Origin of the sequence: Flagellimonas aquimarina, assembly GCF_003149745.1 — a bacterium.
GTDB lineage: Bacteria > Bacteroidota > Bacteroidia > Flavobacteriales > Flavobacteriaceae > Flagellimonas > Flagellimonas aquimarina.
In genome coordinates this window covers 17,410-30,068 of record NZ_QGEG01000005.1, presented here as the reverse complement: position 1 = coordinate 30,068, position 12,659 = coordinate 17,410, and the positions used below count along the sequence as shown (strand labels likewise).

Genomic DNA, 12,659 nt, shown 5'->3' with positions numbered 1-12,659 from the left:
TTTAATTGAATAATTTCAAGTCCCACTTTAAGTTCAATAAACAGGAACGGAGTGGGATTTTCTTTTTGCTATTTATTATCATAGCCTTATATGGGGTGAGTTTTTTTGTAAAGGCAAATCCTTTTGATACTTCACCAAAAGTTTCGGTAAATATGTTGGCGGAATCTAAATTGGACAGTATCAAAAAGCTGGTGCACCAAAAAGACTCAAAAAAGATTTTCCCTTTCAATCCAAATTATATTACAGATTATAAAGGCTATACTTTAGGTATGTCTCCTGAAGAACTGGACCGATTGTTTGCATATAGAAAACAGAAGAGGTTTGTTAATTCTGCAGAAAGTTTTCAAAAGGTGACAAAGGTTTCAGATTCTCTTTTAAAGACCATCGCCCCCTATTTTAAATTTCCTGAGTGGACCCAGAAGAATAGGCAAATACCGGTACATAACAACTCAAAAAGCCAGTTCAAGGAAAAGGAAGTTGATAAGGTCAGGGATTTAAATCTGGCCACAATTGATGATTTCAAAACCATTAGGGGAATAGGTGACAAGCTTTCGGCTCGTATAGTAAAGTTTAGAGATCGATTGGGTGGTTTTGTTATCAATAAACAATTGAACGATGTCTACGGATTGAAACCAGATGTGGTAAAACGAGTATTGAGTAATTTCAAGGTTGTTCAACCACCCAAAATAGAAAAAATCAATATTAATACGGCTACAGCAAAAGAACTGTCCCGTTTGGTCTATATCAACTATGATTTGGCCAAGGAAATAGTTGCTTTTAGAGAAGTTAACGGTGCATATGGGAAGGTAGACGAATTAGTAGGCGTTAAGACGTTTCCTGTTGAGAGGATTGATAGAATTAAGCTATATTTGACCCTATAAAATTGTACTATGATAACGGATACTTTGTCCACAATGAACTTTGATTATTCGGAAACCCAAAAGATGGTCGCAGAATCTGCCAGAGAGTTTGCACAACATTATATTCTACCTCATGTAATGGAATGGGATGAGTCGCAAACATTTCCAATTGAGGTTTTTAAAAAAGCCGGGGAAATGGGATTTATGGGGGTTTTGGTGCCAGAAGAATTGGGCGGTTCCGGTTTGGGTTATCATGAGTACATTGCGATTTTAGAAGAGATTTCAAAAGTTGACCCCTCTATTGGGCTTTCTGTTGCTGCTCACAATTCTTTATGTACCAATCATATTCTATCTTTTGGTAACGATGAGCAAAAGCAGCGATGGATTCCTAAATTGGCTACTGCAGAGTGGATAGGCGCTTGGGGCTTGACCGAACACAATACAGGTTCAGATGCAGGGGGTATGAATACTACAGCTGTAAAAGATGGAGATTCTTGGGTGCTGAATGGGGCCAAAAACTTTATTACACATGGAAAAAGCGGTGATATTGCAGTTGTAATTGCCAGAACTGGTGAGAAAGGAGATAGCCATGGTATGACAGCTTTTGCCATTGAAAAAGGTACTCCCGGTTTTACCAGTGGAAAGAAGGAAGACAAACTGGGCATGAGAGCTAGTGAGACAGCCGAGCTCATTTTTTCTGACTGTAGAATTTCTGATGAAAACCGTTTAGGTGAAGTTGGGGATGGATTCATTCAATCTATGAAAGTGTTGGATGGAGGCAGAATTTCAATTGGAGCTTTGTCACTGGGGGTTTCCAAGGGAGCCTATGAGGCGGCATTAAAATACTCAAAAGAAAGAGTGCAGTTTGGTAAACCAATCAGTGAGTTTCAAGGAATATCTTTTAAACTAGCGGACATGGCTACGGAAATTGAGGCTTCTGAGCTTTTATTGCATAAGGCAGCGTTCTTAAAAAACTCTGGAAGAAAGGTTACCACTCTTGGCGCAATGTCTAAGATGTATGCTTCGGAAGTTTGCGTAAAAATTGCGAATGAGGCTGTACAGATTCATGGAGGATATGGATATACAAAGGACTTTCCTGTAGAGAAGTTTTATAGAGACTCTAAACTCTGTACAATTGGTGAGGGCACTACAGAAATACAGAAAGTGGTTATTTCAAAAAATATTTTAAAATAAATCTTTTTCTGCCAAGAATACATTTGTATATTTGCACCCCCGTTCAACACGGGGTATAATTTTAAAGAGAGGAGGTTGTAGCCAATGTTAATAATACCAGTAAAAGAAGGAGAAAACATCGATAGAGCTTTAAAGCGTTTCAAGCGTAAGTTTGATAAGACCGGCACTATGCGCCAGTTGCGAAAAAGGCAGCAGTTTACCAAACCTTCAGTAAAACGAAGAGCTGAAATTCAAAAAGCTGAATATATACAAGGACTAAGAGACCAAGAAGAAATTTAAGGTTTTCTGCCAATGATATTTACAAATCCCGTTCCAATCCTATTGGAGCGGGATTTTTTCGTTTTGTAATTCTATATGATAGATTTAGGTAACTTTGAACAATGCCTATAGACTCGTTTATATCATATTTAAGGTTAGAGAAAAACTATTCCCAACACACAATAGGCGCTTATGAAAAAGATGTAACCGAATTTTCTGAATTCTGTGCGGCTCACTACAATATGGCTACCATTATTGAGGTAAACTATTCCATTATTAGAAGCTGGATTGTTTTTATGTCCAATGCAGGAGTAACAAACAGGACAATAAATAGAAAGATTTCTTCATTGAGGGCCTACTATAGATTTTTACAAAAAATCAATCAAATAAGTGTTTCACCTTTAGTTAAGCACAAAGCCCTTAAAACCAATAAAAAGATAGAAGTCCCTTTTTCAGAAAAAGAGATGGAAAAAATATTATCAGAAATACCATTTAATAATGATTTTGAGGGTGTTCGAGATAAACTCATCATAGAGTTGCTGTATACTACAGGTATTCGCCGGGCAGAATTGGTGGGTCTTCAGCTAAAGGACATCAATAATTCAAATAATACTTTGAAAGTATTGGGAAAAAGAAACAAAGAGCGCATTCTTCCCCTCTTGACATCTACAGTTTATATGCTGCAAGAATATGTATCGCTCCGATCTAAACTGGAAAAAATAACCGATAATTCATATCTGTTTTTAACAAAAGGCGGTCTTAAAATTTATGAAACACTTGTTTATCGGACTATAAATAAGTATTTTAGTTTGGTATCCCCAAAGGTAAAAAAGAGTCCACATATTTTAAGACATACTTTTGCAACACACTTACTTAACAGGGGAGCGGATTTAAATTCTGTTAAGGAATTATTGGGTCACTCAAGTTTGGCATCTACGCAAGTATATACCCACAATAGTATAGCTGAACTAAAAAAGGTTCACCTAAAGGCCCATCCTAGAAACAAGGAGTAGCATATTCCTTGTATTGTTTAACCTAGCTGCCATTTGGTAGCACTAAAAACTACATCTTATGAAAGTAAATGCACAATCGGTAAATTTTGTTGCGGATGGAAAACTTATGGATTTTATCCAAAAGAGAATGGACAAGCTAGAACATTTTTATGATAAGGTCATTGGTTCTGACGTATATTTAAAAGTTGAAAACACAAGTGCAAAAGAAAATAAGATAGTAGAGATTAAGTTATTAGTGCCCAGAGATAAGCTGATTGTAAAAAAACAATGTAAATCATTTGAGGAAGCAGTAGATTCCGCTTGCCATTCATTGGAAAGAAAATTAGTAAAAAAGAAAGAAAAAATGAGAGCAAAAGCTTAAGTAAAATTTTTGCGATTTTATTTTGATTAAATAAATAAATATATACATTTGCAGTCCGTTAGAAATAGCGGGCTTTTTTTGTGTTAAAAAGGTGGTAAAATGCCGATGTAGCTCAGCTGGCTAGAGCAGCTGATTTGTAATCAGCAGGTCGTGGGTTCGAGTCCCTCCATCGGCTCTTAATGTACTGGAAATCAAGAATGGGGAGATACTCAAGCGGCCAACGAGGGCAGACTGTAAATCTGCTGACTATGTCTTCGCAGGTTCGAATCCTGCTCTCCCCACACAAAAAGTAGGAGCGTTGAAATTCCTTTAGTAAAACCTGTTTAAAAACGGTTTTTGGAATTTTAAATTTGAAATATTGAATTATTTTGGGTGTTGGCCCAAAAAAAATGCGGGAGTAGCTCAGTTGGTAGAGCGTCAGCCTTCCAAGCTGAATGTCGCCGGTTCGAACCCGGTCTCCCGCTCTAAAGTCATTCTTGTGAAGACAAGAATCTCTTCCAATTATGGGAGGACTATTTTAAAGTAGTTGTTTCAACACTTTACGCCGGTGTAGCTCAGGGGTAGAGCGTTTCCTTGGTAAGGAAGAGGTCACGGGTTCAATTCCCGTCATTGGCTCAAAACGATTTGTACACTAATATAAACTAAGATTAAAATTATTTAAAATGGCAAAGGAAACTTTTGATCGTTCCAAACCGCACTTAAATATTGGTACTATTGGACACGTGGATCATGGTAAAACAACATTGACTGCTGCTATTACTACTGTATTGGCAAATGCGGGGTTGTCAGAGCTTAGAAGCTTTGATTCTATTGATAATGCTCCTGAAGAAAAGGAAAGGGGTATTACAATTAACACATCTCACGTAGAGTATCAAACAGAAAACCGTCACTATGCGCACGTTGACTGTCCGGGTCACGCGGATTACGTAAAGAACATGGTTACTGGTGCTGCTCAAATGGATGGTGCAATATTGGTTGTAGCTGCAACTGATGGACCAATGCCTCAAACTCGTGAGCACATCCTTCTAGGACGTCAGGTAGGTATTCCAAGAATCGTTGTTTTCTTGAACAAAGTTGACATGGTTGATGATGAGGAGCTTTTAGAGCTTGTTGAAATGGAAGTAAGAGAATTGCTTTCTTTCTACGAGTACGATGGTGACAATGGACCTGTTATCTCTGGATCTGCACTTGGTGCGTTGAACGGAGAGCAAAAATGGGTTGACACTGTAATGGAATTGATGGCTGCTGTAGATGAGTGGATCGAGCTTCCTAAAAGAGATGTTGATAAAGATTTCTTAATGCCTGTTGAAGATGTATTTACGATTACTGGTCGTGGAACTGTTGCTACAGGACGTATTGAGACTGGTATTGCAAACACAGGAGACGCTGTAGATATCATTGGTATGGGTGCTGAGAAATTGGCTTCTACAATCACTGGTGTTGAGATGTTCCGTAAGATATTGGATAGAGGTGAAGCTGGAGATAACGTAGGTATCTTGTTAAGAGGTATTGAGAAAGCTCAGATTAGCCGTGGAATGGTAATCTGTAAGCCAGGTTCTGTTAAGCCACACGCTAAATTTGAAGCTGAGGTTTATATCCTTAAGAAAGAAGAAGGTGGTCGTCACACTCCTTTCCATAATAACTACCGTCCACAGTTCTATGTTAGAACAACAGACGTAACAGGTAACATTGCTCTTCCTAGTGGAGTTGAAATGGTTATGCCTGGAGATAACTTGACTATTACTGTAGAGTTGATTCAGCCAATTGCACTAAGTGTAGGTCTACGTTTCGCTATCCGTGAAGGTGGTAGAACAGTAGGTGCTGGTCAGGTTACTAAGATTTTAGATTAAAATTATTATATAATCATAGTTTACGTTAAGAGGGTGTCCGTCATTTGACGGATACCTTTCGACGTAAATAGAAGCGGGTGTAGTTCATCTCTGATATTTTGAGATAGTAAGACGCCATATTTACGGGCGTAGCTCAGTTGGTAGAGCACTGGTCTCCAAAACCAGGTGTCGGGAGTTCGAGCCTCTCCGCCCGTGCTAGAAAATACAATTAGAATATGTTCACTTACATAAAGGAATCATTCGAGGAGTTAAAGAGCAATGTAACTTGGTTAGATCGGGAGAAAGCTTCTAATTTAATGGTAGTGGTTGCTGTTTTTTCAATTTTGTTCGCGTTGGCCACATGGGGTGTAGACTCCCTATTTAGTAAGTTGATTAGATTGTATTTTGATAACGTAATAGGATAGTTGGGTATGTCTGAGGTTCTGGAGAAAAAGTGGTATGTAGTTAGAGCGGTAAGTGGCCAGGAGAATAAGATCAAGGGCTATATCGAAAGTGAAGTGGAACGCAATGGCTTTGGCGACTATCTAGAAGAAGTTCTTGTTCCAACAGAAAAAGTAGTGCAGATCCGTAACGGAAAGAAAATCAATAAAGAAAAAGTTTACTTTCCAGGATACATAATGATAAAAGCCAATTTGGGTGGAGAAATGGTACATATTATTCGCTCCATTACCAATGTAATAGGTTTCTTGGGTGAGACCAAAGGGGGTGACCCGGTTCCTTTAAGGAAATCGGAGGTCAACCGAATGTTAGGAAAAGTGGATGAGCTTGCTGTCAATACAGACAACGTGGCGATTCCTTTTGTGCTGGGTGAGACAATTAAGGTTATTGATGGTCCTTTCAATGGTTTCAATGGAACTGTGGAGAAAATCAATGAGGAAAAGCGTAAACTTGAGGTCATGGTGAAAATTTTCGGAAGAAAAACACCGTTGGAATTAAGTTATATGCAAGTAGAAAAAGTATAAGAGAGCTGTTACATATAAAGTTGTGTTGCTTCCAATTGACACACTTTCAATTTAATTAAAAACAATGGCAAAAGAAGTAGATAAGGTAGTTAAATTACAAGTTAGGGGAGGTGCTGCGAATCCGTCGCCACCGGTTGGACCCGCCTTAGGTGCTGCAGGTGTTAACATCATGGAGTTCTGTAAGCAGTTTAATGCTCGTACACAGGACAAACCGGGTAAAGTATTACCTGTTGTGATCACCGTTTACAAAGACAAATCTTTCGATTTTGTTGTAAAGACACCACCAGCGGCAGTTCAATTGATGGAAGCAGCTAAGATTAAAAAAGGATCTGGCGAGCCTAACAGAGTTAAAAATGGTTCTGTATCCTGGGATCAAGTAAAGCAAATCGCTGAAGACAAAATGGTCGATTTGAATGCTTTTACAGTGGAGTCTGCAATGAGTATGGTTGCAGGTACCGCTAGATCTATGGGTTTAAAAGTAGCAGGCAAAAGACCTTTTTAAAATCTTAAAGCAATTTATAATGGCAAGATTGACAAAAAAGCAAAAGGAGGCCCATTCCAAAATAGATAAGAATAAATTGTATTCTTTGGATGAGGCATCTGCTTTAGTAAAAGAAATAACTAATGTAAAATTTGATGCTTCCGTTGATTTGGCGATTCGCTTGGGTGTAGATCCAAGAAAAGCTAATCAAATGGTACGTGGCGTTGTTACACTACCTCACGGTACTGGTAAAGACGTAAAAGTTTTAGCATTGGTGACCCCAGATAAAGAAGCAGAGGCTACAGCGGCCGGTGCCGATTTTGTAGGGTTAGATGAATATTTGGATAAAATAAAAGGCGGTTGGACAGATGTTGATGTTATCATAACTATGCCAAGCGTTATGGGAAAATTAGGACCATTAGGTAGGGTTTTAGGGCCTAGAGGTTTAATGCCCAATCCAAAAACTGGAACGGTAACCATGGATGTAGCGAAGGCAGTATCCGAGGTTAAGGCCGGTAAGATTGATTTTAAAGTGGACAAGACTGGAATAGTACATGCTGCAATTGGAAAAACATCTTTCTCTGCAGATAAAATTGCTGGTAATGCCAAAGAATTGTTAGATACTTTGGTAAAAATGAAGCCGGCAGCAGCAAAAGGTGTGTACATGAAAAGCATTTATTTATCCAGTACAATGAGTCCTAGTGTTCAATTAGATCCAAAAGCAGTTTCGTAACTGGTAGTTCAATATTTTAACTATGACAAGAGAAGAAAAAGCAATCGTAATAGAAGATTTGACTGCACAGTTGGCTGATAACGCTAATATTTATTTAGCTGATATTTCAGGATTGGATGCTGTGGCCACTTCAAATTTAAGAAGGGCTTGTTTTAAGGCTAACATTAAACTTGCAGTTGTTAAGAACACCTTGCTTGCAAAAGCAATGGAAGCTTCTGATAAGGAGTTTGGAGAACTTCCAGATGTTTTAAAAGGAAATACATCGTTGATGTTGTCCGAAACAGGAAATGCTCCAGCAAAGCTTATCAAAAATTTCAGAAAAAAATCAGATAAACCACTACTCAAAGGAGCTTTTATAGAGGAGGCTGTTTATGTAGGTGATGAAAACCTTGACTCACTTGTTAATATCAAGTCTAAAGAAGAGGTTATCGGGGATATTATCGGACTGCTACAGTCACCTGCCAAGAATGTTATTTCTGGGCTTAAATCTGGTGGTGGTAAATTGGCCGGTATCCTTAAAACATTATCTGAAAAATAATTCGCGCACAATAAACTAAGTATATTTTTAAAAATTTGATTAAACGATAGAAAAATGGCAGATTTAAAAGATTTTGCAGAACAGTTGGTAAACCTTACAGTAAAAGAGGTAAATGAGTTGGCCGACATATTAAAAGAAGAATACGGTATTGAGCCTGCTGCTGCTGCAGTAGCTGTTGCTGCTGGCGGAGCTGGTGGTGGTGAAGCTGAGGCTGCTGAGGAAAAATCAGAATTTGATGTAATCCTTACAGCTGCCGGTGGTTCTAAATTGGCAGTAGTAAAACTAGTTAAAGAATTAACTGGTTTAGGATTGAAAGATGCTAAAGACATCGTTGACAGCGCACCAAAAGCTGTTAAAGAAGGTGTTGCCAAAGATGAGGCAGAAGGTATCAAAAAATCATTGGAAGAAGCAGGAGCAGAAGTTGAGCTTAAATAATAGCTTTTACCATACAAATATTGGTTAAGGTCTTTCCGTAAAACGGTTAGACCTTAGCCTGTTTTTACAGCAACGTGTGATGGCACACGTTACCCTTTAGAGAATTCACTATCAAAATTTGTCCATAGATGTTCACAAACAATACTGAAAGAGTAAATTTTGCATCCGCTAAGAACATACCGGAATACCCGGATTTCTTGGACATTCAGATTAAATCGTTCCAAGACTTTTTTCAACTTGAAACAAAATCTGATGAAAGAGGAAATGAAGGTCTCTACAATACCTTCATGGAAAATTTTCCAATTACAGACACCAGAAACCAGTTTGTACTTGAGTTTCTTGATTATTTTATAGATCCGCCAAGATATTCCATTCAAGAATGTATAGAACGTGGACTTACCTATAGCGTTCCGTTAAAGGCACGCTTAAAATTATATTGTACCGATCCAGAGCACGAAGATTTTGAAACTATTGTTCAAGATGTGTATTTGGGTACAATTCCATACATGACACCTAGTGGAACCTTTGTGATCAATGGTGCCGAACGTGTTGTGGTTTCGCAATTGCATAGATCTCCAGGGGTTTTCTTTGGACAGTCTTTCCATGCAAACGGAACAAAGTTGTATTCAGCAAGAGTAATTCCTTTCAAAGGTTCTTGGATTGAATTCGCAACAGATATCAATGGCGTTATGTACGCTTACATTGATAGAAAGAAAAAATTACCGGTTACCACACTTTTCCGTGCAATCGGTTTTGAAAGAGATAAGGATATTTTGGAAATCTTTGACCTTTCTGAGGAGGTAAAGGTTTCTAATGCAGGTCTTAAAAAAGTATTGGGCCGCAAATTGGCCGCAAGAGTTTTGAATACTTGGCATGAGGATTTTGTGGATGAAGATACGGGTGAAGTAGTTTCTATTGAAAGAAACGAGATTATTTTAGATCGTGATACCATTCTTGAAAAAGACCATATAAATGAAATTATAGAAGCAGATGTAAAAACTATCTTGCTTCATAAAGAGAACAATGCGCAGTCAGATTATGCAATTATCCATAATACATTGCAAAAAGACCCTACCAACTCAGAAAAAGAAGCGGTAGAGCACATCTATAGACAATTGCGTAATGCAGAACCGCCAGATGAAGAAACAGCTCGCGGTATCATAGACAAATTGTTCTTCTCGGATCAGCGTTACAACCTTGGTGAAGTTGGTCGTTATAGAATGAACAAAAAATTACAGTTGTACATTGGAATGGACAAACAAGTCTTGACCAAGGAAGATATCATCACGATCATCAAATATTTGATTGAGTTGATCAACTCAAAAGCAGAGATTGATGATATTGATCACTTGTCCAACCGTCGTGTAAGAACTGTTGGTGAGCAATTGTCATCTCAGTTTGGAGTTGGTTTGGCACGTATGGCGCGTACCATTCGTGAACGTATGAACGTTCGTGATAATGAAGTGTTTACACCAATAGATTTGATTAATGCTAAGACATTGTCTTCTGTAATCAACTCGTTCTTTGGTACCAACCAGCTATCTCAGTTTATGGACCAGACAAATCCATTGGCAGAGATTACACACAAAAGAAGATTATCGGCATTAGGACCTGGTGGACTTTCTAGAGAAAGAGCAGGGTTTGAAGTACGTGATGTTCACTATACGCACTACGGAAGATTATGTCCTATTGAGACTCCAGAAGGACCAAACATTGGTTTGATTTCTTCGCTGTCCGTATTTGCAAAAGTAAACCCAATGGGCTTCTTGGAAACTCCTTACCGCAAGGTTGAAAACGGAGTTGTTGATACTAAAGAGTTTAGATACCTAAGTGCAGAGGAAGAAGAAGGAATGAAAATTTCCCAAGCAAACATCCCAATGGATGAGAAGGGGAAGATTCAGGATGATAAAGTCATTGCACGTGAAGAAGGTGATTTCCCTGTAGTAGATCCAAGTGAAGTTAACTATACAGATGTTGCTCCAAATCAAATTGCTTCAATATCTGCATCTTTGATTCCATTTTTGGAACATGATGATGCAAACAGGGCTTTGATGGGATCAAACATGATGCGTCAGGCAGTTCCATTGTTAAAACCACAATCTCCAATTGTGGGAACAGGATTGGAAAGGCAAGTGGCTACAGATTCTAGAGTATTGATCAATGCGGAAGGAGACGGTGTTATAGAATATGTAGATGCACAGAAAATAACAATTAAGTACAGCAGATCTGAAGATGAGCGCTTAGTAAGTTTTGAGGAAGACTCCAAGACGTACAACTTGGTCAAGTTTAGAAAAACGAACCAAGGGACAAGTATTAACCTAAAACCAATTGTTAAAAAAGGAGATAAGGTTAAAAGAGGAGAGGTCTTATGTGAAGGTTACGCAACAGAAAAAGGAGAGTTGGCACTTGGTAGAAACCTAAAAGTGGCATTTATGCCTTGGAAAGGTTACAACTTTGAGGATGCCATCGTAATCTCTGAGAAAGTAGTACGCGAAGATATCTTTACCTCTATCCATATTGATGAGTATGCGCTTGAAGTAAGAGATACCAAACTAGGTGCTGAAGAACTTACCAATGACATCCCTAACGTTTCTGAAGAAGCTACCAAAGATTTGGATGAGCACGGGATGATCAGAATAGGTGCGGAGGTTAAACCTGGTGATATTTTGATTGGTAAGATTACACCAAAAGGTGAATCTGATCCAACACCAGAAGAAAAACTGTTGCGCGCTATTTTTGGTGACAAAGCAGGAGACGTAAAAGATGCTTCACTAAAAGCATCACCATCTTTAAGAGGTGTCGTTATCGATAAGAAATTATTCTCACGTTCTATAAAGGATAAGAGAAAACGTTCAGAAGATAAGGAAGCGATCTCTAGATTGGAGATGGATTACGAAGTGAAGTTTGAACAATTGAAAGATGTTCTCATTGAAAAACTGTTTGGGTTGATCAATGGAAAAACTTCGCAAGGTGTAATGAACGATCTTGGTGAAGAAGTACTTCCAAAAGGAAAGAAATATACCATCAAAATGTTGAACGCTGTTGATGATTTTGCTCATTTAGTGGGTGGAAGTTGGACAACCGATAGCAAAACCAATGAACAGGTTGCAGACTTGTTGCACAATTATAAGATTAAATTGAATGATATTCAAGGAAATCTTAGAAGAGATAAGTTTACCATTTCAGTGGGTGATGAGCTGCCAGCAGGTATTATGAAGTTGGCCAAGGTTTACATTGCTAAAAAACGTAAACTAAAGGTTGGTGATAAGATGGCAGGACGTCACGGTAACAAAGGTATTGTTGCGCGTATTGTGCGTCAAGAAGATATGCCTTTCTTGGAAGACGGAACTCCTGTGGATATCGTATTGAACCCATTGGGGGTACCTTCTAGGATGAACATTGGTCAGATTTATGAGACCGTGTTGGGATGGGCCGGACTTAAATTGGGAAGAAAGTATGGAACCCCAATTTTTGATGGAGCTACCTTGGATCAGATCAATGAACTTACTGATGAGGCTGGCGTACCAAGATTTGGACATACACACCTTTATGATGGTGGAACAGGAAAACGTTTTGACCAAGCAGCTACCGTTGGTGTTATCTACATGTTGAAATTAGGACACATGGTAGATGACAAAATGCACGCTAGATCTATTGGACCATATTCGTTGATTACACAACAACCATTGGGTGGTAAAGCTCAGTTTGGTGGTCAGCGTTTTGGTGAGATGGAAGTTTGGGCACTTGAGGCGTATGGAGCTTCTGCCACACTAAGAGAAATATTGACCGTTAAATCGGATGATGTTATCGGAAGGGCAAAAACGTATGAATCCATCGTTAAGGGTGAAACCATGCCAGAACCTGGGTTGCCAGAATCTTTCAATGTATTGATGCATGAACTTAAGGGATTAGGTTTAGATATCAGACTGGAAGAGTAGAATACTATAGAAAAGCATTTTTAATTATATCATCTC

General features: G+C 38.6%; 13 protein-coding genes and 5 tRNA genes. All 18 read left to right on the top strand.

Annotated features, from left to right (window positions below):
• The first annotated feature begins 5 nt into the window (after positions 1-5).
• The 18 genes from DKG77_RS15685 to rpoB all read left to right on the top strand — a co-directional run bounded on the left by DKG77_RS15685 (position 6) and on the right by rpoB (position 12,623).
• On the top strand, positions 6-881 hold the full coding sequence (locus DKG77_RS15685; protein ID WP_109665094.1) for a ComEA family DNA-binding protein: 876 nt from the start codon (positions 6-8) through the stop codon (positions 879-881).
• Positions 882-914: 33 nt separating this feature from the next.
• Entirely contained in the window at positions 915-2,054 is a 1,140-nt protein-coding gene (locus DKG77_RS15680; RefSeq protein ID WP_109665437.1) for an acyl-CoA dehydrogenase family protein, read from the top strand.
• An 84-nt stretch (positions 2,055-2,138) separates the two neighbouring features.
• Entirely contained in the window at positions 2,139-2,333 is a 195-nt protein-coding gene (gene rpsU / locus DKG77_RS15675; protein WP_055393644.1) for a 30S ribosomal protein S21, read from the top strand.
• Positions 2,334-2,434: 101 nt separating this feature from the next.
• A complete protein-coding gene (locus tag DKG77_RS15670; protein WP_109665091.1) occupies positions 2,435-3,325 on the top strand; it encodes a tyrosine-type recombinase/integrase in 891 nt (296 codons plus the stop codon).
• Between the two features lie 58 nt (positions 3,326-3,383).
• Positions 3,384-3,686 carry a ribosome hibernation-promoting factor, HPF/YfiA family gene (gene hpf / locus DKG77_RS15665; RefSeq protein WP_109665089.1) on the top strand — a complete coding sequence of 101 codons (303 nt, stop codon included), beginning with the start codon at positions 3,384-3,386 and terminating at the stop codon, positions 3,684-3,686.
• A gap of 101 nt (positions 3,687-3,787) precedes the next feature.
• A tRNA-Thr gene (locus tag DKG77_RS15660) sits at positions 3,788-3,861 on the top strand.
• 24 nt (positions 3,862-3,885) lie between these two features.
• A tRNA-Tyr gene (locus DKG77_RS15655) sits at positions 3,886-3,967 on the top strand.
• A gap of 110 nt (positions 3,968-4,077) precedes the next feature.
• Positions 4,078-4,150: transfer RNA gene (locus tag DKG77_RS15650), tRNA-Gly, on the top strand.
• A 79-nt stretch (positions 4,151-4,229) separates the two neighbouring features.
• Positions 4,230-4,301, top strand: a tRNA-Thr gene (locus DKG77_RS15645).
• Between the two features lie 47 nt (positions 4,302-4,348).
• Positions 4,349-5,536 carry an elongation factor Tu gene (tuf, locus tag DKG77_RS15640; protein ID WP_109665086.1) on the top strand — a complete coding sequence of 396 codons (1,188 nt, stop codon included), beginning with the start codon at positions 4,349-4,351 and terminating at the stop codon, positions 5,534-5,536.
• 122 nt (positions 5,537-5,658) lie between these two features.
• Positions 5,659-5,731 (top strand) — tRNA-Trp (locus DKG77_RS15635).
• 20 nt (positions 5,732-5,751) lie between these two features.
• Positions 5,752-5,940 (top strand): preprotein translocase subunit SecE, encoded by a 189-nt coding sequence (secE, locus tag DKG77_RS15630; protein ID WP_109665083.1) that lies wholly within the window; start codon positions 5,752-5,754, stop codon positions 5,938-5,940.
• Between the two features lie 6 nt (positions 5,941-5,946).
• Positions 5,947-6,498: a transcription termination/antitermination protein NusG gene (gene nusG / locus DKG77_RS15625; protein ID WP_109665081.1), complete on the top strand. Its 552-nt coding sequence runs from the start codon at positions 5,947-5,949 to the stop codon at positions 6,496-6,498.
• A 64-nt stretch (positions 6,499-6,562) separates the two neighbouring features.
• Entirely contained in the window at positions 6,563-7,000 is a 438-nt protein-coding gene (gene rplK / locus DKG77_RS15620; RefSeq protein ID WP_109665078.1) for a 50S ribosomal protein L11, read from the top strand.
• Positions 7,001-7,019: 19 nt separating this feature from the next.
• Positions 7,020-7,712, top strand: a complete 693-nt coding sequence (gene rplA, locus DKG77_RS15615) for a 50S ribosomal protein L1 (RefSeq protein ID WP_109665075.1) — start codon at positions 7,020-7,022, stop codon at positions 7,710-7,712.
• 22 nt (positions 7,713-7,734) lie between these two features.
• The gene (rplJ, locus tag DKG77_RS15610; protein ID WP_109665072.1) at positions 7,735-8,250 is read left to right on the top strand and encodes a 50S ribosomal protein L10; all 516 of its coding nucleotides are present in this window, start codon (positions 7,735-7,737) and stop codon (positions 8,248-8,250) included.
• A gap of 54 nt (positions 8,251-8,304) precedes the next feature.
• Complete coding sequence (rplL, locus tag DKG77_RS15605) at positions 8,305-8,685, top strand: 50S ribosomal protein L7/L12 (RefSeq protein WP_109665069.1); 381 nt, start codon at positions 8,305-8,307, stop codon at positions 8,683-8,685.
• A 128-nt stretch (positions 8,686-8,813) separates the two neighbouring features.
• Positions 8,814-12,623 (top strand): DNA-directed RNA polymerase subunit beta, encoded by a 3,810-nt coding sequence (rpoB, locus tag DKG77_RS15600; RefSeq protein WP_109665066.1) that lies wholly within the window; start codon positions 8,814-8,816, stop codon positions 12,621-12,623.
• The last annotated feature ends 36 nt before the right edge of the window (positions 12,624-12,659 follow it).